The sequence below is a fragment of the Rhodobaculum claviforme genome, assembly GCF_016653255.1.
GTDB classification, from domain to species: Bacteria; Pseudomonadota; Alphaproteobacteria; order Rhodobacterales; family Rhodobacteraceae; genus Rhodobaculum; species Rhodobaculum claviforme.
In genome coordinates this window covers 1-19746 of sequence record NZ_NHSD01000268.1, presented here as the reverse complement: position 1 = coordinate 19746, position 19746 = coordinate 1, and the positions used below count along the sequence as shown (strand labels likewise).

The window sequence follows — 19746 nt, the reverse complement described above, 5'->3', positions numbered from 1 at the left end:
CCGGGGCCCGCCCGGTCCCGCCCCACGAGGTGGCCGCCCGCTGGCAGGCGATGGCAGCCACCCCGCGCACCGGCAGCAGCGTCGCCTATGTCCATGTGCCGTTCTGCGCCAACCGCTGCCTGTTCTGCGGCTTTTACCAGAACCCCTGGCGGGCGGAGGCGGGCGCGCCCTATGTCGACCGTCTGATCGAGCAGCTTGCCGGGGGCGCGGCGACGGCGATGCAGCGCGGCCACCCGTTGCGGGCGGTCTATCTGGGCGGTGGTACGCCCACGGCGCTGGCGGCCGATGACCTGGCCCGGCTGATCCGTGCGCTGCGCCGCCACCTGCCGCTCGCGCCCGACTGCGAGATCACGCTCGAGGGCCGCGTGTTCGACTTTGGCGCCGAGAAGGCCGCCGCCGCCCTTGATGCCGGTGCCACCCGGATCTCGATCGGGGTGCAGAGCTTCGATGACCGGCTGCGCCGGTCGCTGGGGCGCAAGACGTCGGGGGACGAGGTCCGGCGCGCCCTCTGCGATCTGGTGGCGATGGACCGCGGCGCGATCGTGATCGACCTGATGTATGGACTGCCCGGCCAGACGCCGGCGCTGTGGCAGGCCGATCTGGACACCGCCACCGGCCTCGGCCTGGACGGGGTGGATCTCTATGCCCTCAAGCTCATCCCCGGCACGCCCCTGCTGCGCGCGCTGGAGAACGGCAAGCGGCCGCCGTTTCCGGCCGGGGCGCTGGGCCATTTCCATGCCCTGGGGGCCGCCCACATGGCCCGCGCGGGATGGGAGGCGATCAGCTGCACCCACTGGCGCCGCGGCACGCGCGAACGCAACACCTACAACCTGCAGGTCAAGACCGGCGCGGCCTGTCTGGCCTTCGGCGCCGGGGCGGGCGGCACCCACGCCGGTCACAGCTGGCGCACCCTGCCCGGCATCGACGCCTGGGCGGCGGCGCTGGCCGATGGCCGTCCGCCGGTGGCCGGCCTGATGCAGGCGTCGCCGTTGCAGCCCCTGATCGACGCGATCCGCGCGGGGATGGAGCTGGGTCGGCTGGACCTGCCGGCGGTCGAGGCCGCCTGTTCGCCCCTCGCAGGCCCCGGGTTCGCCGCGCTCGTGGCGCCGCTGACGCGGCAGTGGACCCTGGCGGGGCTGATGGAGCCCGACGGCCCCCGCCTCGGGCTGACGCTGGCCGGGCGCTTCTGGCAGGTGGCGATGACCCAACGCCTGATCGACTGGACCCGCCAGGAACTGGCCGACGCAACACATCCCGGTACGGAGGACCCCCGATGACCCATCCCACTCCCGAAGCCGCGGCGATCCGCGCCGCCCTTGCCGCCACGCCCGAGGCCGCCCTCGAGGACATCGCCGCCGCCGCTGGCGTCCCGCCCGGCGCCGTGCTCGACCATCTGCCGGCGGGCGAGGTGACACTGGTGCCCGGCGCGGCCTTCGTCGATGTCATGCGGGATCTGGCGGGGTGGGGCGAGGTGACGGTGGTCCTCAACACCGGCCCGGTCATCCTGGAGGCGAAGGGCGCGGTGCCGCTCGGCCGCCTCGGGCACGGCTTCTACAATCTCCATGGCGCGCCCATCGGCGGGCATTTCCGCGCCGAGGCCTGCGCCCGCATCGCCTTCGTGTCGCGCCGGTTCATGGGGATCGAGACGCATTCGGTGCAGTTCCATACCGCCGAGGGCGCCTGCATGTTCAAGGTCTATCTCGGCCGCGACGCCGAGCGGCGGATGCATCCCGACCAGATCGCCCGGTTCCTTGCATTGCGCGACCGGCTGGCCGCGCCCGCGACGGCCTGACACCGCCGAACCCGCGCCACACCCGGACCATGGGGCGGCCACCGTTCCGGCCGGGCCGTCGGGATGGGGGCGGCCAGAGCCGCCGGAGCCAGGGGCCAAGGGCCAGGGGCGAGCCGGCTCCGTGCCCGGACACCCGCGCGCCTTCGGGTGGCACGGGCGATATGGCCGTTCCGGGGCGGATCAGACCCGGCGCGGGCCATGCGCGGGCGCCGACGTGACGCGTGCGGTGGCCGTTGCGGGTCCGTCACAGGGCGCGCGCGACGCCTGCGCGCAATGGACCCCGCGTGGCCCCCCCGCGACCGACCGACGGGGCAGGGCCGGGCGCGGGCCCTCCGTGGTTGCGAGCAGATATGTTATACTATAACCTTGCACGCAGCCAATCCGCGAGGCCCGCCCATGCAAGACCCGACCCCCGCTGCCGATCCGCGCATCCCCGTGACGCTGATCACCGGCTATCTCGGTGCGGGCAAGACGACCGTGCTGAACCGTCTTCTGGCCACCTCTGAGGCCGGTCACGTCGCGGTGATCGTCAACGAGTTCGGCGAGATCGGCCTTGACCATGACCTCGTCTCCGAGGCGACCGAGGAGATGGTGCTGATGCGCTCGGGCTGCCTGTGCTGCACCATCCGGGGTGATCTGGTGGCAACGCTGTCGGATCTGTCGCGGCGGCGGGCGAAGGGGCAGCTGTCCTTCGACCGGGTGGTGATCGAGACGACGGGCCTCGCGGATCCGGCGCCCATCCAGCACACGCTGGTGCTGGACCGTGCGGTGGCGGCGCGGTTCCTGCTGGACGGGGTGGTGACGGTGGTCTGTGCGGCCACCGGCATGCGCACGCTGGACGCGGGGTTCGAGGCGGTGGGGCAGGTGGCGGCGGCGGATCTGCTGGTCCTCTCCAAGACCGACCTTGTGGCGCCGCAGGCACTGGCGGCGCTGGAGGCACGGCTGAGGCGGCTGAACCCGGCGGCGCGGCGGCTGCGGGCGGATCATGGCGGGGTTCCGGCCGGGGCGCTGTTCGGCCCGGGCGTGCTGCGGGGCGATGCGACCCCCTCGCAGGCGCACGACTGGGCCGGGCTGGCGGGGACGGCGGAGTTGCGCCCCGGTCCGGTGCCGGGGCTGGCCACCACCCTCCCGGTGCCCGCGGATGCAGGGGGGCGCCTGCCCGACAGCCTGTCGGGGCTGTCAGGCCCGCAGCCGACGGGCGGCGCGGCGTTGCATCCGGTGCTCCTGTCCACCGCCCCGGCCGCGCGGCATGACGACCGGATCACCGCGCTGGTGGCCACGCTGGAGGACCCGGTGTCGTCCGAGGTGTTCGGCCTGTGGCTGGAGACCCTCGTCTGGATGAGCGGGGCCGACATCCTGCGCTTCAAGGCCATCGTGCACACCACCGACGATCCGCACCCGTTCGCCATCCATGGTGTTCAGCACATCTTCCACCCGCCGGTGCCCTTGCGGCACTGGCCGGCGGGCGACCGCACCAGCCGTTTCGTGCTGATCGGCCGCGACCTCGACCGCGCGCTGCTGGAGGACAGCCTGGCCTTCCTGCGCGAGGGGCCGCGGAGCCCGGACGATCCGGACGCGCGGGTGGTCCTGCACAGCCTCGATGCGCGGCCGTCCTGAGCCATGCGGCAGCTGTCCGCGTCCATGCCCCGGCGGGGGGCGCGTGGTGCGCCGCGCGGGCCCGATCCTGTGTGGAGGGATGTCTGCGGGCCGACAGCCCGGCTGCGGGCCCCTGTGGGTGGTGCCCGGCCTGCGGTGGCGCTCGGTGGGCTGGCGGGGCGCCTGCGCGGGCTGTGGCCCCATGTCGGCCATGCGCGCAACACCACGGATGTGGGCGACGGCATCATCGCCGCCGTGGCCGAGGGCGTGGCCTGTCGATGCGTTCCACGCCCCCGCCGGGCCGGGTGGCCCCGCGGGCACCGGTCCTCCTGTCGGCCCGCGACGGCGCGCGGCGTGCCGGGCGCGCCGATGCAGGCCGCCCGCCGGTCGCGCGTCCCTGCGCGCCATGTGACCGCGCCCCATGCCCAGTGCGCGGGTGCCCCGGTCCGCGCCGTCCCTTTCCCCCTCCAACCAGCGAGACCCCGATGACCTCCCATGATCCCCGCCTTCCCGTCACCGTGCTGTCCGGCTTTCTCGGCGCGGGCAAGACCACGCTGCTCAACCGCGTGCTCAACAACCGCGAGGGCCGCCGCGTCGCGGTCATCGTCAACGACATGTCCGAGGTGAACATCGACGCCGATCTGGTGCGCGAGGGCGCGGCGCTGTCGCGTGCCGATGAAAAGCTGGTGGAGATGTCCAACGGCTGCATCTGCTGCACCCTGCGTGACGACCTGCTCAAGGAGGTGCGCAGGCTCGCCGCCGAGGGCCGGTTCGACTACCTGCTGATCGAGTCCACTGGCATCTCCGAGCCGCTGCCCGTCGCCGCCACCTTCGACTTCCGCGACGAGGAGGGCCGGAGCCTGTCGGATGTCGCGCGCCTCGACACGATGGTCACGGTGGTGGACGCGGTGAACCTGCTGCGCGACTTCTCCAGCCACGACTTCCTGCGTGACCGGGGCGAGAGCCTTGGCGCGGCGGACGACCGCAGCCTTGTGACCCTGCTGACCGAGCAGATCGAATTCGCCGACGTCATCATCCTCAACAAGGTCGCGGACGCCGGGCCCGCGCGGGTGGATGCCGCGCGCAAGATCATCCGCGCCCTCAACGCCGATGCGCGGATCATCGAGACCACCCATTCCGACGTGCCTGCGGGCGCGATCCTGAACACCGGGCGGTTCGACTTCGACCGGGCGCACGAACACCCGATGTGGGCGCAGGAGCTGTACGGCTTTGCCAACCACACCCCCGAGGACGAGGAATACGGCATCGAGTCCTTCGTCTATCATGCCCGCGCGCCGTTCCATCCGCAGACGATCCATGCGCTGCTGAACGGCCCGCTGCCCGGCGTGATCCGCGCCAAGGGGCATTTCTGGATCGCCACGCGGCCCGAGTGGGCGGCCGAGTTCAGCCTTGCCGGGGCCATGTCCTCGGTCGCGCCGCTGGGCCGCTGGTGGGCCTCGGTCCCCGAGGAGCGCCTGCCCACCCACCCCGACGCGCAGGCCGAGATCGCCCGCAACTGGGCCGAGCCCTGGGGCGACCGCCGACAGGAGATCGTGTTCATCGGCGTGGACCTCGACCGCGAGGCGATCTGCGCGGCGCTGAATGCCGCCCTGATCGACACCGCCGCCTTCACCCCCGAGGCCTGGGTCGGGCTGTCCGATCCCTTTCCCCGCTGGGGCACCCGATGAGCGGCCCGGGCATCGCCCCGCAGGCCACCGCCGCGGTCGCCGTGGTGGACACATCCCGGGCGCTGTCGGCGATCCACCGCCCCGACTGCGCCGCCGCGATCTGGCGTCGGGCGGTGGACCCGGCCCTGTCGGACTGGCTGGCGGGGCTGGCGCCCGCGCAGTTGCCCGCCGCGCGCGAGATCCTGCGCCCGCAGGACCTGCGCGCCGCGTTGCCCGCCATCTGTGACCGCGCCGGCACGCCGGATGGCCCCGGGCGCGCCCGGCTGATCGCGGATATCGCGCTGCTGGCCGATGTCTTTGCCGGTCTGATGCGCGCGCCGTGGCTGCGCCTGCGGCTGGATGTGGTCACGACCGACGCCTGCCGGAAGTTCCATGTCGATGCGGTCATGGCGCGGCTGATCTGCACCTATCGCGGCACCGGCACGCAATACGGCATCGCGTCGGGCGGGGCCGCGCCCGCGTTCGTCCAGACTGCCCCCGCCGGTGCGGCGGTGATCCTGCGCGGCAGCCACTGGCCCGAGCAGCCGCCCTCCGGCCTGCGCCACCGTTCGCCCCCCATCGCAGGCACGGGCGAGACGCGTCTTCTTCTCGTCCTCGACCCCGTCCTTGATCGGGAGGACGCGGCCTGAGGCACCCCGGCGGCCCCCCACCTGCCGCCGAAGGTCACCACGGGTGACGCGACGGTGCGGCCGCAGATGTCGGGCGGTCGGCGCGGGGGCGGGGGGCACCGCGCCTGAGGCTGTTCCTGTGCCTGTGCGCGGCCTCAGTCGGCGGGCTGGAAGGCAAACGCCTCGGCCGGCACGAACTTCCCCGAGACCTCGCCGCCGAGGATGCGCTCCATGTCCACCCCGAGGTCGAGTTTCATCACCGGCGCGCCCTCGGACAGGTCGAGGGCGTCGAGATCGACCCGGAACACGCTGGGCGAGATCACCGACTCGACATGGTAGCGGAGGTCCTTGTGATCGGCCACGACCCGCCAGCGGGTGGTGGACAGGTTGGGCTGGTCGGCGATGGAGATCCCCCAGGGCGTCGAAACCTGGCGCATCACGCTGAACACCGACGCCGCGGCGATGCGGGGATCGGCGCTCTGGACCACCGCGTTGATGTAGAAATGCGCGCGCACGAAGCGGTCGGCGGCGCGCACCGTGCCGGGCAGGAATTCACGCGGGTTCACGCCCTGCCAGTATTCCAGGATGGCCAGCTGGCGGTCGTAGGTCGGCTCGTTCGTCATCACCTGATAGGCGCGGTCATGGTGGATCACCATCTCGCCCGCGACGAATTCGATGATGGCGCTGTCGCCGGTGGCGTCCGACAGCGAGACATGGACCGTGGCCGCGCGCCCCGGCGGGCCCACGGGCACCTCGCCGCCGGCGACCTGGACGGGGGTCGCGCGCAGGTCCGCCACCGCCTCGGCCACGGTGGCGTAGCGGTCCAGCAGGTATTGCGGAAACACCGACAGCGAGATCCGCGGCGTCACCCCGTCATCCTCGGGGTATTGGGCCTCCACCTGCCACAAGAGGTTCGCCACGAGGCCCGCCTCGTTCATGCCGTCGGCGGTGGCGATGTCATAGCCGCTCGCCACCAGGCTGCCGTACCGCGCCGTCCACTGCGCCGAGCGTGGCCCGGCCGCGCCGTCGCGCGCCATGCCCCGGGGCAGAGCCCACAGGTTCGACACCATCGGCATCCTCCAGTCCATGGTGCGCCCGGTCAGCACCCGGTCCTCGGGGCCGAGATAGACGGCGCGGGTACAGGGCTGGGCCGGCGCGGCGGCAAGGAGGGCCAGCGACAGGGCGGCGACGGTGCCGGTCAGGCGATGCATGGTGTCTCTCCCGCAAGATGCTGTGCCATGACAGGATGCGCCGCGAACGCGCCCCAGGCAAGCGTCCGCGGGCACCCGCCGGTCAGCGCGCGGCGCGCTCGGCGCCCTCGGCTATGGCGGCGCGCAGCTTGCGCTCCAGCGCCTCCTGACGGGCGCGGGCGTGCAGCTTCAGCCCGAACATGTCCTTGACGTAGAAGGTGTCCACCGCCTGCAACCCGAACGTCGCGATCACCGCCGAGGCGATCTGTATGTTCGATGCCGCCAGTGTCCGCGTCAGGTCGTACAGCAGGCCTGGGCGGTCGCGGGTGTCGACCTCGATCAGGGTGTAGAGGTCCGAGCCTTCGTTGTCGAAGGTGATGGAGGTGGGGATGCGGAACGGCCGCTCGCGGCGTTTGAGCTTGTCGCGCGCCTCCAGCGCCGTGCCCGCGACGACCTCGCCGGCAAAGGTGCGCTCGATCGTCTTGCGCAGGCGCGGCAGGCGCTCGGCCTCGTAGGGGCTGCCGTCGGCGTCCTGGATCCAGAACACCGCCGTCGCAAACCCGTCGCGCGAGGTGTAGGTCCGCGCGTCCACCACATTCGCCCCCACCAGCGCCAGCGCCCCGGCAAGGCGCGAGAAGATGCCGGGGTGGTCCGACAGCGCAAAGCACGCCCGCGTGGCGTCGCGGTCGTCGTCGGGATGCAGGTCCATGCGGATCTCGCCGTTGCCCAGGCCCCGCAGCAGGCCTGCGAACACCACATGCGTGTCGGTGGGCAGCCCCTGCCAGTAGGGGCCGTAGTGGCGTGCGGTCTCGGCGCGCAGCTCGGCGCGGGGCCAGTCGGACAGGGCGGTGCGCAGGGCGCGCTTGGCCTCGCTCTCGCGCTTGTCGCGGTTGATGTCCTCCAGACCCGTCTCCAGCGCCTCGGCGGTGGCGCCATAGAGCTTGCGCAGCAGCATCGCCTTCCAGTTGTTCCAGGTGCCGGGGCCGACGCCGCGGATGTCGCACACCGTCAGCACCGTCAGCAGGTCGAGGCGCTTTCTCGTCTTCACCGCCTTGGCAAAGTCGCGCACCGTGCGCGGGTCCGACAGGTCGCGCTTCTGCGCCATGTCCGACATCAGCAGGTGATAGCGCACCAGCCATTCGGCGGTCTCGCTCTCCTCGGCGTTCAGGCCCAGACGCGGCGCGAGGCGGCGCACGATGCGCGCGCCCGCGATGGAGTGGTCCTCGGTCCCGCCCTTGCCGATGTCGTGCAGCAGCAGCGCGGTGTAGATCACCCGGCGGTTCACCCCCTCCTCGAGGATGCGGGTCGCGATGGGCAGGGACTCCGTCAGCTCGCCGCGTTCCAGCTGCGCCAGCACCGAGACGCACTGGATGGTATGCTCGTCGACGGTATAGTGGTGGTAGACGTTGAACTGCATCATCGCGACGATGCGCCCGAATTCGGGGATGAAGGCCCCCAGCACGCCCAGCTCGTTCATCCGCCGCAGCGCGCGCTCGGGGTTGCCGTGCTTGAGCAGCAGCCCCAGGAACAGCCGGTTCGCCTCGGCGCTGTCGCGCAGGCCGCTGTCGAAGCGCGGCAGGCTGGCGGCGATCAGGCGCATCGCGTCGGGGTGCAGCAGCAGCCCGGTGCGCAGGGCTTCCTCGAAGATGCGCAGCAGGTTCAGCGGATCGGCCAGGAAGCTGTCGGCGTCGACCACCGCCAGCCGCCCCTGACGCTCGACATAGCCCGGGCGCACCCGGCGGCGGCGCTTGAACAGCCGCATCAGCGCGGGCGCCTGCTTCACATGCGCGGCCTCCAGCGCCGTGAGGAAGATGCGCGTGAGCTCCCCCACCCGGGTGGCGTGGCGGAAATAGTCCTGCATGAAGTGCTCGACCGCGCGGCGCCCGCCATGGTCGGCATAGCCCATGCGCTCGGCGACCTCGACCTGCATGTCGAAGGTCAGCTGGTCCGAGGCGCGGCCCGCGATCAGGTGCAGATGGCAGCGCACGCCCCACAGGAATGTCTCGGCGCCGCGGAAGCTGGCGTATTCGTCGGCGGTGAACATGCCCAGGGCCACCAGCTCGGCCGCGGCCTCCACCCGGTGGATGTACTTGGCGATCCAGTAGAGGGTCTGGAGGTCGCGCAAGCCCCCCTTGCCCTCCTTCACGTTGGGTTCCAGCACATAGCGCTGGCCGCCCTGGCGGCTGTGGCGCTGGGCGCGCTCGGCCAGCTTGGCCTCGATGAACTCGCGCTCGGTGCCGACGAACAGCTCGTCCCACAGTCGGGTCTTGAGCTCCTCGGCCAGCGCGGCCTCGCCGGCCAGGCAGCGGTGCTCCAGCAGGGCGGTGCGGATGGTGATGTCGTCGCGCCCCAGCCGGATGCAGTCGGACACCGTGCGGGTGGCGTGGCCCACCTTCAGCTTCAGGTCCCACAGGATATAGAGGGTCGATTCGATCACGCTCTCGGCCCAGCCGGTGACCTTCCAGGGCGTGATGAACAGAAGGTCCACGTCGGAATGCGGCGCCATCTCGGCCCGGCCGTAGCCGCCCACCGCGATCAGGGTCAGCCGCTCGCCCTCAGTGGGGTTCGGCAAGGGGTGCAGGTGGCGCCGGGCCACGTCGAAGGCGGTGATCACCAGCGCATCGGTCAGCAGCGTCTGGCCGCGCACCAGCTCGCGCGCCGCCAGCGGCCGCTCGGCAAAGGCCGCGCGCAGGGCGTCGGTCCCGGCGCGGCGCGCCGCCGCCAGCTCGGCCACCGCCAGCGCGCGGACCTCGCGGCGCAACTCGGCGCCGTCGGGGGCGGCATCGCGGCAGCTGTCGCCCGGCGCGCCCCGCAGGTCCGCGATGCCCGCCTCGATGCGCGCGGCCAGCGCGTCGGGCTGAACGATGGCGTCGGGCGGCAGGATCGGCGCATCGGTCAGCGCCTCGGCCGGGGCCGGCGCGGTCCCGCGATCAGAGACCAGGGCCGGCAAAGCTGCGGGGAGCGGGGGCAATGACGACCACCTGTTGGTTGCGGATTTCGGCCACGGCGAGGCTGCGTTCGTTGGTCCCGTCGGGCAGCAGGCGGAACACCCCGGCGACCCCGGCAAAGCCCTGCGCCTGGGTCAGCGCGGCGCGCGACAGCGCATCCGACCGCCCCGAGCGCACCAGCGCCCCGATCGCGGCGATGCCGTCATAGGCCAGCCCCGCGATGGGATGCGGATCGCGGCCGTTCGCGGCGGCATAGCGGGCGTTGAACCGCTGTGTCAGGCCGGGATCGGGCAGCGCGAACCACGCGCCCTGCACGCCCGGAAGCTCCAGGATCGCGTTGGGAATGTCCCAGCGGGTCAGGCCGATGTACTGGAACTGGCCCGGCCCGGTGCGGTTTTCCGGCAGCAGCTGCACCAGCAGCGGTAGCGCGCCCGCGGTGTTGGAGGTGAAGAAGATCGCATCCGCCCCGCCGTTGCGCGCGGCCTCGGCGATGCGCGGCACCGCGTCGACCACGCCTTGCTGCGAGAAGTCGAAGGTCTCGGCGCCGGCCATCACGCCGCCGGCGCGCTGCGCGGCCCGCGCGATCGCTTCGCGGCCGATCTCGCCGGAGTCGTTGCGCTCGGCCACGGCAAGGAACCGCCGCTTGTCCTGCGAGACCGCATGCGCCACCAGCCGCTGTGCGGTGTTGTCGAAGGTGGGCCCGAGGATGAAGACATTGCCGCTGGCGGCGCGCGGGTTGTTGGAGAAGCTCAGCACCGGTACCCCGGTGCCGGCAAGGGCGGTGCCGACGGCGCGGGCGGAATCGGCGAACACCGGCCCCAGGATGACCTGCGCGCCCTCGTTGACCGCGCGGGTCGCCTGCTGGGCGGCCTGGCCCGCGTTGCCGGCGGTGTCATAGATCCGCAGGTCGATGCGCGTGGCGCCAAGGTCAGCCACCGCCAGCCGGGCGGCGTTTTCCAGGCTGCGCGCCAGCGCGGCGTCGCCCGTCTGCCCCGAGCCCGCCGGGACCAGCAGCGCCACCTGCACGGGGCGGTCGCGGTCCACCGCGGGGGCGGCGGGGCCCGACATCGAGACCGGCTCGCAGGCCGCCACCAGGCCGAGGGCGGCCACGGCCAGCGCCGCGCGCCGCAGCGGGGATGCGCCCCGCGAAAGGGAGGGCAGGATGGCCTTGCGCAGGGAGGCGAGAACGGCAAGCATGGGCGGGATCTCCGGTGACGGTGCCGCACGAACGCACAGGTGCGGCGATCCGACAACCTTAGGCGGTGGGGACGCCCAAGTAAACAAACCCGCACCCCAGGAAGGGCCCGGCCATGCGCGAAGATCCCGCCCCCGCCCTGTCGGCCGCCGCCCCGCCCGCGCCGGGGCTGCACCTGCTGGCCACGCCGATCGGGGCGGCGCGTGACATCACCTTGCGCGCGCTCGATATCCTTGCCGGGGCCGATGTGCTGGCGGCCGAGGATACCCGCACCCTGCGCCGACTGATGGAGATCCACGGCATCGCGCTCGGCGGGCGCCCGATGCTGGCCTATCACGACCACAACGCCGCGGGGGTCCGGCCGCGGCTGCTGGCGGCGCTGGCGCAGGACCGCTCGGTCGCCTACGCCTCCGAGGCGGGGACGCCGCTGGTGGCCGATCCCGGCTACGGGCTGGCGCGGGCCGCCATCGCCGAGGGGCACCGCGTGTGGGCGGCGCCAGGCCCGTCGGCGGTGCTGGCGGCGCTGACGGTGTCGGGGCTGCCCAGCGACCGGTTCCTGTTCGCGGGGTTCCCGCCGGTGCCGGCCGGCGCCCGGCGGCGCTGGGCCGAGGAGCTGAAGGCGGTGCCGGCGACGCTGATCGTCTATGAGTCGCCGCGCCGCGTTCATGATCTGTTAGGTGTGTTGTGCGAGGTCTGGGGCGGTGATCGGGCGGCGGCGCTGTGCCGCGAACTCACCAAACGGTTCGAGGAGGTGCGCCGCGGTACGCTGGCGACGCTGGCCGATGACACCGCGCACGACGACCTGCGCGGGGAGGTCGTGCTGGTGGTCGACCGCGCGGCCGAGGCCCCGCCCGATGCCGCGCAGATGGAGGCGATGCTGACCGCCCGGCTGGGTGACGTGTCGCTCAAGCTCGCCGTGGCCGAGGTGGCCGAAGCCACCGGCCTGCCCCGGCGGGAGGTGTATCAGGCGGCCCTGCGGCTGGCGGGGCGGACATAGGGCGGTCCGGCACGGGCCGCGATGGGGCGGGGAGCAGGGACATGGGCACGACAATCGCGGGCGCGGTGGCGCATCGGGCGGGACTTGCCGCCGAGGCGCAGGTCACGGCCGACTACATGCGCCGCGGCATGGAGATCCTCGCGCAGCGCTGGCGGGGCGCGGGCGGGGAGATCGACCTCGTGGCCCGCCACCGCGGCGAGGTGATCTTTGTCGAGGTCAAGAAAAGCCGCAGCTTTGCCGCCGCCGCCGCGCGGGTCTCCCGGCACCAGATCCGGCGCCTGCAGGATGCCGCGTGCGAGTTCCTCGACGGCCAGCCGCTCGGGGCGCTGACGCCGATGCGCTTCGACGTGGCGCTGGTGGACGCACAGGGTCGGATCGAGGTGCTGGAAAACGCGCTGGGGCCGTGAGCCGCCTGCGGGACCATTGCAACCCCCGCGGGCCTCGGGCATTGACGCAGGCGCAGCAGGGGAGGGGGACATGGGCCTCAAGGTGGCATTCCAGATGGACCCGATCGAGCGGGTCGACATCGACGCCGACAGCACGTTTCGTCTGGCGCTGGAGGCGCAGGCGCGCGGGCATGTGCTGTTCTACTACGCCCCCGACGCGCTGAGCTACCGCGACGGGCGCGTGCTGGCCCGCGGGCGCCCGATCGAGGTCGCCCGCACGCGCGGCGATCACGTCCGCTTCGGCGAGGAAACCGAGGTCGACCTGGCGGACTGGGACGTGGTCTGGCTACGCCAGGACCCGCCCTTCGACATGCATTACATCACCACCACGCATCTGCTGGACATGCTGGCGGGGCGCACGCTGGTGGTGAACGATCCGTTCTGGGTGCGCAATGCGCCCGAGAAGTTGCTGGTGCTGCGCTTCACCGACCTGACCCCGCCCACGCTGATCGCGCGCAGTCTCGACGCGATTCGCGCCTTCAAGGCCGAGCATGGGGACATCATCCTCAAGCCGCTCTATGGCAACGGCGGCGCGGGGGTGTTCCGGCTCGATCCCAACGATCGCAACCTCGCGGCGCTGCACGAACTGTTCGCGGGCTTCACCCGCGAGCCGCTGATCGCGCAGAAGTTCCTGCCGGCGGTGGCCAAAGGCGACAAGCGCGTGATCCTCGTCGACGGGGAGCCCGTGGGTGCGATCAACCGGGTCCCGGCGGCCGGCGAGACGCGATCCAACATGCATGTCGGCGGCCGGGCCGAGGCTGTCGGCCTGACCGATCGCGACCGTGAGATCTGCGCGCGCATCGGCCCGGTGCTGCGCGAAAAGGGGCAGGTGTTTGTCGGCATCGACGTGATCGGCGACTGGCTGACCGAGATCAACGTGACCTCGCCCACCGGCATCCAGGAGCTGGAACGCTTCGATGGCGTCAACGTCGCCGCCCGCATCTGGGAGGCGGTGGAGGCGCGGCACGAGGCGATGTGACCAGCCTGCGTGCCCGCGCCCTGACCGGGCTGAGCCGGCGGTTGCTGCGGCCCGCCCTTGCGGCGATGGCCGACCCGGCGCAGGCCCGGCGGGCCTTTGGCCATGCCGCCCGCTGGGGCGCGCCGGATCCGCGCGGGGCGCGGTATCGCCGCGATGTCCTGGGCGGGGTTCCGGTGCTGCGGGTGGCCGGGCCGCCGGGCGGCGCCCGGGGCGTTGTGCTTTATGTCCATGGCGGGGCCTTCGTTGCCGGGGCGGCCGACACCCATCGGGCGCTGGCCGCACGGCTGGCGGCGGGGGCGGGGCTGGCCGCGGTGATCCCCGACTACCGGCTGGCGCCCGAGCATCCATTTCCGGCCGCGCTGGAGGATGTCGTGGCGGTGCTGCACGCGCTGTCGGCCGACGGTCCGGTGGTGCTGGCGGGCGACAGCGCGGGGGGCGGGCTGGCGCTGTCGGCGCTGGCGCAGGCCACGGGGCCGGTGCCGGCGGGCCTCGTGGCGTTTTCGCCATTTGTCGATCTGACGCTGTCGGGGGCGTCCTGGCGTGAAAACGCGGCCCGCGATGCGCTGTTGCCAGCCGCGCGGGGGGATGAGGTCGCCGCGCTCTATCTTGGCGGGGCGCGGGCCGACGATCCGCGCGCCTCGCCGCTGTTCGCCCGGTGGCAGGCGCCGCCGCCGGTGCTGATGTTCGCCGCCCGCACCGAAGTGCTGCGCGACGATGCGGTGCGCATGGCCCGGGTGCTGCGCGCCGCCGGGGGCCGGGCCGAGGTGCGGCTGGCGGGCGATCTGCCGCATGTGTGGCCCTGGCTCTGCCCGTGGCTGCCAGAGGCCTGCGCCACCCTGGCCGAGGCCGGGGCCTTTGCCGCCGCCTGCGTTCAGGAGCTGCGCGGCGCGCCCACCAGCCGGTAGCTCGCGGCCTCGGCCACATGGGGGGCGCGCACGGTGTCCGCGCCGTCCAGATCGGCGATGGTGCGCGCCACCCGCAGCACCCGGTGATAGCCCCGCGCCGTCAGCCCCAGCCGGTCGGCCGCGCGGGTCAGCAGTGCGCGTCCCTCGGCGTCGGGGGCGGCCACGGCCTCCAGCAGCGCGCCTTCGGCGTCGGCGTTCACGCGCACCAGCGGGTGATCGGCAAAGCGCGCGGTCTGGCGGGCGCGCGCAGCGGCCACACGGGCGGCCACCGCCGCCGACCCCTCGGCCGCGGCGGGCAGGTCGAGGTCGCGGAACGCCACCGGCGGCACCTCCACCCGCAGATCGAACCGGTCCATCAACGGCCCCGAGATCCGCCCCAGATACTCCGCCCCGCAGTCCGGCGCGCGGGCACAGGCATGTTCCGGTTGCGCCAGGTGGCCGCAGCGGCAGGGATTGGCCGCGGCCAGCAGCAGGAACCGGCAGGGATAGCGGATGTGGGCATTGGCGCGCGCGACCACGACCTCGCCCGTCTCCACCGGCTGGCGCAGGGTTTCGAGCACCATGCGGGGGAACTCGGGCAGCTCGTCCAGGAACAGCACGCCGTTGTGCGCAAGGCTGATCTCGCCGGGTTTGGCGCCACGCCCGCCGCCGACGATCGCGGCCACGGATGCGGTGTGGTGCGGTTCGCGAAACGGGCGTTCGCGGCGGATGCCGCCTTCGTCCAGAAGCCCGGCCAGCGAGTGGATCATCGCGGTTTCCAGCGCCTCGTCCGGGGCCAGCGGCGGCAGCAGGCCGGGCAGGCGGGCGGCCAGCATCGACTTGCCCGACCCGGGCGCGCCCACCATCAGCAGGTGATGGCGGCCGGCCGCGGCGATCTCCAGCGCGCGCTTGGCGCGTTCCTGGCCCTTGACGTCGCGCAGGTCGCGGCCGTGATCGCGCGGGGACACCGCGCCGGGTGCGGCCACCGGCAGGGGGGTCTGGGCGGTGAAGTGGCGGATGACATCGGCCAGCGAGTCCGCCGCCAGCACCTGGCAGCCGCCGACCCATGCGGCCTCGGCCCCGCAGGCGCGCGGGCACAGTAGCGCGTGCCCGGCCTCGGCCGCGGCCATCGCCGCCGGCAGGGCGCCCAGCACCGGCATCAGCCGCCCGTCCAGCGACAGCTCGCCCAGCGCAACCGTCTGCTCGGCGGCATCGCGCGGCAGGATCTCCAGCGCCACCAGCAGCGCCAGCGCCACCGGCAGGTCGAAATGCGCCCCCTCCTTGGGCAGGCTGGCGGGCGCGAGGTTGACCGTGATCCGCCGCGACGGCAGCGCGATCGACAGCGCCGCCAGCGCGGCCTTGACCCGTTCGCGCCCTTCGGAGGCGGCCTTGTCCGGCAGCCCCACCACGGTGAAGTTCGGCAAGCCCGGCGTGACCGCGCACTGCACCTCCACCAGCCGCGCCTGTACCCCTTCGAACGCCACGGTGAAGGTGCGCGCGACCATTCCTGCCCCTTTGCCCAAGCCCGTCGCAGGCTATCTTCACTTTGGTGAATGAATGGTTAACGCAGCGCCGCACACGCAGCTCGGGGCAACGCACCCCCGCCCAAGCAGTCTCGGGCGCCCGGTTTGTTCACCATTGCGCAAGCTTTGTTCATGGCCGCGCAGCCGCGATGTGATCCGATTGCGCCCGCGCCGCGTAATCCCCAAGTGTACGAACCAAAGCCCCTGGAGGGGCGAGACCGGGGGGTTTTCGACATGGCTTTCGACGCACCGACCGACCACAGCCTTTCGCGGCGCGCGATGAAGGCGGAACTGCTGGACGCCGAGACCGAGCTGCGCCTCGCCTATGCCTGGCGCGACCAGCGCGACGAGGCCGCGCTGCACCGGCTGATCACGGCTTACATGCGGCTGGCGATCTCGATGGCGTCGAAGTTCCGCCGCTACGGGGCGCCGATGAACGACCTGATCCAGGAAGCCAGCCTCGGGCTGATGAAGGCGGCCGACAAGTTCGACCCCGACCGCGGTGTGCGGTTCTCCACCTATGCGGTGTGGTGGATCAAGGCGTCGATCCAGGACTATGTGATGCGAAACTGGTCGATGGTGCGCACCGGGTCCACCTCCAGCCAGAAGTCGCTGTTTTTCAACATGCGCCGCGTCCAGGCCCGGATCGAGCGTGAGGCGATGGCGCGCGGCGAGACGCTGGACCCCCACACCATCCGCGAGATGGTCTCGACCGAGGTGGGCGTGCCGCTTGCGGATGTGGAGATGATGGAGGGGCGGCTGTCGGGCTCGGACTTCTCGCTCAACGCGACGCAGTCGTCGGACGAGGACGGGCGCGAGTGGATCGACGCGCTGGAGGATCAGTCCGCCCAGGCCGCCGATCTGGTGGCCGCGCACCGCGACGCCGACACGCTGCGCCACTGGCTGGCTTCGGCGCTGAATGCGCTGAACGAGCGCGAGCGCTTCATCGTGCGCGAACGCAAGCTGCGCGAGGAGCCGCGCACGCTCGAAAGCCTCGGCCAGGAGCTGCGCCTGTCCAAGGAGCGGGTGCGCCAGCTGGAGGCGGCGGCGTTCTCCAAGATGCGCAAGTCGCTGGAGGCGCAGTCGCGCGAAGTGCACAACTTCTTCGCGTGAGGGGGCTTGTCGCCTGTCTTGCCGCCGCGCTGGCCTGGCCCGCGGCGGCTGAGGTGCCCCGCGCCGATGTGGTGATCCTGGGCGAGGTGCACGACAACCCCGCCCACCACGCCTGGCAAGCCGAGGTCGTGGCCGACCTCGCACCCACCGCGCTGGTGTTCGAGATGCTGTTGCCCGAACAGGCGGCCGCCGTCACCCCCGAGGTGCGGCCCGATGCCGAGGCGCTGGAGGCCGCCCTCGGCTGGGAGGTGCGCGGCTGGCCCGATTTCGCGATGTACCACCCGATCTTCACCGCCGCGCCGCAGGCGGCCGTCGTCGGCGCCGATGTGCCCCGTGAGGCCGTGCGCGCGGCGATGGAGGCCGGGGCCGCCGCACAGTTCGCCGCGGTGTTCGATGAGGATCCTGCGCCCTTCGGTCTCGATGTCGCGCTGCCCGCCGGGCAGCAGTCCGCGCGCGAGGCGATGCAGGCGCGTGCCCACTGCGACGCGCTGCCCGAGGCGCTGCTGCCCGGCATGGTGGAGGCGCAGCGGCTGCGCGACGCCGCTCTGGCGCGGGCCGCGCTGCGGGCACATGCCGATCATGGCGGCCCGGTCGTGGTCATCACCGGCAACGGGCATGCGCGGTCGGACTGGGGGGTGCCGTCCATGCTGGCGCTGGCCGCGCCCGATCTGTCGGTGTTCGCCGCGGGCCAGCTGGAGCAGGCGGCCGGCCCCGACAGCCCGTTCGATCTGGTCCGCGTCACCGCACCGGCCGACCGGGACGACCCGTGCGCCGCGTTCCACTGACCGCCCCACGCGACGTTGCGCCCGCGCGCGCGGCCCCCTAGGGATGGGGATGCAGAACGGGGGGGTGTCCGATGCTGGCGGGGCGGCGGATCTTGCTGATCATCGGCGGTGGCATTGCTGCCTACAAGTCGCTGGAACTGATCCGGCTGTTGCGCGGGGCGGGGGCCACGGTGGCGCCGGTGCTGACCCGCGCCGGGACGGAGTTCGTCACCCCCCTGTCAGTCAGCGCGCTGGCCGGCGAGAAGGTGTTTCAGGACCTGTTCGACCTGACGGACGAGGCCGAGATGGGCCATATCCAGCTGTCGCGCGCCGCCGATCTGGTGGTGGTGGCCCCGGCGACGGCGGATCTGATGGCGCGGATGGCGGCGGGGCTGGCGCCGGATCTGGCCGCGACCCTGCTGCTGGCCACCGACAAGCCGGTGCTGATCGCGCCCGCGATGAACGTGCGGATGTGGGAGCACCCCGCGACACAGCGCAATCTGGCGCGGCTGATCGCCGACGGCATCCGCGTGGTGGGCCCCGATGCGGGCGCCATGGCCTGTGGTGAATTCGGCCCCGGGCGCATGGCCGAACCGGCGGCGATCCTTTCGGCAATCGACGGCGCGCTGGGTGCGGGGCCGCTGGCGGGGCGGCATGTGCTGGTGACCTCGGGCCCCACGCACGAGCCGATCGATCCGGTGCGCTACATCGCCAACCGCTCGTCGGGGGCGCAGGGGGCGGCGCTGGCGGCGGCGCTGCGTGATCTGGGCGCGCGTGTCAGCTTTGTCACCGGCCCGGCCACCGTCCCGCCGCCCCACGGCGTCACAGTCGCCCCGGTGCAGACCGCCGCCGAGATGCTGGCCGCCGTCGAGGCGCATCTGCCCGCCGATGCCGCGGTGTTCGCCGCCGCCGTCGCCGACTGGCGCGTCGACGGCGCGGCGGCGCAGAAGATCAAGAAGGGCGCGGACGGCCCGCCCGCCCTGCGCATGGCCGAAAACCCCGACATTCTGGCGACGGTGGCGCGGATGGGCGCCGGGCGCCCGGCCCTCGTGGTCGGTTTCGCCGCCGAGACCGAGCATGTCGCCGAGCACGCCACCGCCAAGCGCCTGCGCAAGGGCTGCGACTGGATCGTGGCCAATGACGTGTCGCCCGCCACCGGCATCATGGGCGGGGCGGAAAACGCCGTGACCCTGATCACCGATGCCGGAGCCGAGGTCTGGCCGCGCCTGCCGAAGTCCGAGGTCGCCCGGCGTCTTGCCGCCCGCATCGCCGAGGCGCTGGCGCCATGACCGTGCGGTTGCGCCTGATGTGGGCCGAAGGGGCGGACATCGCGCTGGGCCTGCCGGCCTATGCCACGGCGGGGGCGGCGGGGGCCGATCTGCGCGCCAACCTGGCCGAGGGTGACCGCGCGGGCGGCCTGTTGATGGCGCCGATGCAGCGTGCGGTGGTGCCCACCGGTTTTCACCTGGAGATCCCGCCGGGCTACGAGGTGCAGATCCGCCCGCGCTCGGGCCTCGCGCTGCGCCACGGGCTGTCGATGCCCAACAGCCCCGGCACCATCGACAGCGATTATCGCGGGCCGGTGGGGGTGTTGTTGGTCAACCTCGGGGCGGCGCCCTATGTGGTGCGCCATGGCGAACGGATTGCACAGATGATCGTGGCCCCCGTGGTCCAGCCCCGGTTCGAGGTGGTGTCGGCGCTTGCCCCCACATCGCGCGGCGCGGGCGGTTTCGGCTCCACCGGGAGGGGCTGATGCTGTTCGTCCTTGGCCTGATGGCGGTGATCTGGGGGATCGGCGCCGTGATGAAGGCGCCGGTGCGCGGGCGACTGGCGATGATCGGGGCGCTTTATGCGCTGGTGGTGCTGACGCAGCTTGTGCTGCCCGATGGCGCGGCGCTGCGCGAGGGGACCGGCGGGTCGCCCGCGCCGTGGCTGATGCTGGGCGCGACGGTTGCGCTGGTGCTGGGCTATCGCGCCGGGCTGCGGCGGCTGCGCGCGCGCGCGGCCCCCGAGCCGCCCGCCC

At 72.9% G+C, this 19746-nt stretch carries 17 protein-coding genes and 1 pseudogene; 14 read left to right on the top strand and 4 right to left on the bottom strand.

Going from position 1 to position 19746, the window contains the following annotated elements; all coding sequences use genetic code 11:
- From hutW to CCR87_RS10315, 5 genes are all read left to right on the top strand, one after another.
- A partial coding sequence (gene hutW, locus CCR87_RS10335) for a heme anaerobic degradation radical SAM methyltransferase ChuW/HutW (RefSeq protein ID WP_201157445.1) occupies window positions 1-1277 on the top strand: 1277 nt, incomplete at its 5' end.
- A complete protein-coding gene (gene hutX / locus CCR87_RS10330; RefSeq protein WP_201157444.1) occupies window positions 1274-1792 on the top strand; it encodes a heme utilization cystosolic carrier protein HutX in 519 nt (172 codons plus the stop codon). The genes hutW and hutX, both read left to right, overlap by 4 nt.
- A gap of 396 nt (window positions 1793-2188) precedes the next feature.
- Window positions 2189-3409: a CobW family GTP-binding protein gene (locus CCR87_RS10325; protein WP_201157443.1), complete on the top strand. Its 1221-nt coding sequence runs from the start codon at window positions 2189-2191 to the stop codon at window positions 3407-3409.
- 464 nt (window positions 3410-3873) lie between these two features.
- Window positions 3874-5076, top strand: coding sequence for a GTP-binding protein (locus CCR87_RS10320; RefSeq protein WP_201157442.1), 1203 nt, complete (start codon window positions 3874-3876; stop codon window positions 5074-5076).
- A complete protein-coding gene (locus tag CCR87_RS10315; protein WP_201157441.1) occupies window positions 5073-5705 on the top strand; it encodes a DUF1826 domain-containing protein in 633 nt (210 codons plus the stop codon). Before CCR87_RS10320 ends, CCR87_RS10315 begins: the two co-directional genes overlap by 4 nt.
- A gap of 134 nt (window positions 5706-5839) precedes the next feature.
- On the opposite strand, the gene CCR87_RS10310 is transcribed toward CCR87_RS10315, so the two are convergent.
- The 3 genes from CCR87_RS10310 to CCR87_RS10300 form a co-directional block, all read right to left on the bottom strand.
- Window positions 5840-6895, bottom strand: a complete 1056-nt coding sequence (locus CCR87_RS10310; protein WP_201157440.1) for a linear amide C-N hydrolase — start codon at window positions 6893-6895, stop codon at window positions 5840-5842.
- Window positions 6896-6977: 82 nt separating this feature from the next.
- Window positions 6978-9824 (bottom strand): [protein-PII] uridylyltransferase, encoded by a 2847-nt coding sequence (locus tag CCR87_RS10305; RefSeq protein WP_420850170.1) that lies wholly within the window; start codon window positions 9822-9824, stop codon window positions 6978-6980.
- Window positions 9805-11019 carry a penicillin-binding protein activator gene (locus CCR87_RS10300; RefSeq protein ID WP_201157439.1) on the bottom strand — a complete coding sequence of 405 codons (1215 nt, stop codon included), beginning with the start codon at window positions 11017-11019 and terminating at the stop codon, window positions 9805-9807. The genes CCR87_RS10305 and CCR87_RS10300 overlap by 20 nt, the downstream gene beginning before the upstream one ends.
- A 113-nt stretch (window positions 11020-11132) precedes the next feature.
- Here CCR87_RS10300 and rsmI point away from each other — a divergent pair, with 113 nt between their 5' ends.
- The 4 genes from rsmI (at window position 11133) to CCR87_RS10280 (ending at window position 14344) form a co-directional block, all read left to right on the top strand.
- Window positions 11133-12014 carry a 16S rRNA (cytidine(1402)-2'-O)-methyltransferase gene (rsmI, locus tag CCR87_RS10295; protein ID WP_201157438.1) on the top strand — a complete coding sequence of 294 codons (882 nt, stop codon included), beginning with the start codon at window positions 11133-11135 and terminating at the stop codon, window positions 12012-12014.
- Window positions 12015-12067: 53 nt separating this feature from the next.
- The gene (locus CCR87_RS10290) at window positions 12068-12421 is read left to right on the top strand and encodes a YraN family protein (RefSeq protein WP_201157447.1); all 354 of its coding nucleotides are present in this window, start codon (window positions 12068-12070) and stop codon (window positions 12419-12421) included.
- Between the two features lie 70 nt (window positions 12422-12491).
- Window positions 12492-13439 (top strand): glutathione synthase, encoded by a 948-nt coding sequence (gene gshB, locus CCR87_RS10285; RefSeq protein WP_201157437.1) that lies wholly within the window; start codon window positions 12492-12494, stop codon window positions 13437-13439.
- Entirely contained in the window at window positions 13436-14344 is a 909-nt protein-coding gene (locus tag CCR87_RS10280; protein ID WP_338048910.1) for an alpha/beta hydrolase, read from the top strand. Before gshB ends, CCR87_RS10280 begins: the two co-directional genes overlap by 4 nt.
- Here the strand turns inward: CCR87_RS10280 and CCR87_RS10275 are convergent.
- A complete protein-coding gene (locus CCR87_RS10275; RefSeq protein WP_201157436.1) occupies window positions 14311-15828 on the bottom strand; it encodes a YifB family Mg chelatase-like AAA ATPase in 1518 nt (505 codons plus the stop codon). The two genes, CCR87_RS10280 and CCR87_RS10275, sit on opposite strands and share 34 nt — an antisense overlap.
- A 252-nt stretch (window positions 15829-16080) precedes the next feature.
- On the opposite strand from CCR87_RS10275, the gene CCR87_RS10270 reads away from it, so the two are divergent.
- The 5 genes and pseudogenes from CCR87_RS10270 to CCR87_RS10250 form a co-directional block, all read left to right on the top strand.
- On the top strand, window positions 16081-16959 hold the full coding sequence (locus tag CCR87_RS10270) for an RNA polymerase factor sigma-32 (RefSeq protein WP_201157435.1): 879 nt from the start codon (window positions 16081-16083) through the stop codon (window positions 16957-16959).
- Entirely contained in the window at window positions 16956-17744 is a 789-nt protein-coding gene (locus CCR87_RS10265) for a ChaN family lipoprotein (protein ID WP_201157434.1), read from the top strand. Before CCR87_RS10270 ends, CCR87_RS10265 begins: the two co-directional genes overlap by 4 nt.
- A 71-nt stretch (window positions 17745-17815) precedes the next feature.
- On the top strand, window positions 17816-19012 hold the full coding sequence (gene coaBC, locus CCR87_RS10260) for a bifunctional phosphopantothenoylcysteine decarboxylase/phosphopantothenate--cysteine ligase CoaBC (RefSeq protein ID WP_201157433.1): 1197 nt from the start codon (window positions 17816-17818) through the stop codon (window positions 19010-19012).
- Window positions 19009-19476, top strand: coding sequence for a dUTP diphosphatase (gene dut / locus CCR87_RS10255; protein ID WP_201157432.1), 468 nt, complete (start codon window positions 19009-19011; stop codon window positions 19474-19476). Before coaBC ends, dut begins: the two co-directional genes overlap by 4 nt.
- Window positions 19476-19746 (top strand): annotated as a pseudogene (locus CCR87_RS10250) (molybdopterin biosynthesis protein); the annotation flags it as partial. The gene dut and the pseudogene CCR87_RS10250, both read left to right, overlap by 1 nt.

Excerpts from the sequence above, each read along its gene's own strand:
- hutX (WP_201157444.1), top strand. The coding sequence starts at position 1,274 with ATGACCCATCCCACTCCCGAAGCCGCGGCGATCCGCGCCGCCCTTGCC.
- CCR87_RS10325 (WP_201157443.1), top strand. The coding sequence starts at position 2,189 with ATGCAAGACCCGACCCCCGCTGCCGATCCGCGCATCCCCGTGACGCTG.
- CCR87_RS10320 (WP_201157442.1), top strand. The coding sequence starts at position 3,874 with ATGACCTCCCATGATCCCCGCCTTCCCGTCACCGTGCTGTCCGGCTTT.
- CCR87_RS10315 (WP_201157441.1), top strand. The coding sequence starts at position 5,073 with ATGAGCGGCCCGGGCATCGCCCCGCAGGCCACCGCCGCGGTCGCCGTG.
- CCR87_RS10310 (WP_201157440.1), bottom strand. The coding sequence starts at position 6,895 with ATGCATCGCCTGACCGGCACCGTCGCCGCCCTGTCGCTGGCCCTCCTT.
- CCR87_RS10300 (WP_201157439.1), bottom strand. The coding sequence starts at position 11,019 with ATGCTTGCCGTTCTCGCCTCCCTGCGCAAGGCCATCCTGCCCTCCCTT.
- rsmI (WP_201157438.1), top strand. The coding sequence starts at position 11,133 with ATGCGCGAAGATCCCGCCCCCGCCCTGTCGGCCGCCGCCCCGCCCGCG.
- gshB (WP_201157437.1), top strand. The coding sequence starts at position 12,492 with ATGGGCCTCAAGGTGGCATTCCAGATGGACCCGATCGAGCGGGTCGAC.
- CCR87_RS10275 (WP_201157436.1), bottom strand. The coding sequence starts at position 15,828 with ATGGTCGCGCGCACCTTCACCGTGGCGTTCGAAGGGGTACAGGCGCGG.
- CCR87_RS10270 (WP_201157435.1), top strand. The coding sequence starts at position 16,081 with ATGGCTTTCGACGCACCGACCGACCACAGCCTTTCGCGGCGCGCGATG.
- coaBC (WP_201157433.1), top strand. The coding sequence starts at position 17,816 with ATGCTGGCGGGGCGGCGGATCTTGCTGATCATCGGCGGTGGCATTGCT.
- dut (WP_201157432.1), top strand. The coding sequence starts at position 19,009 with ATGACCGTGCGGTTGCGCCTGATGTGGGCCGAAGGGGCGGACATCGCG.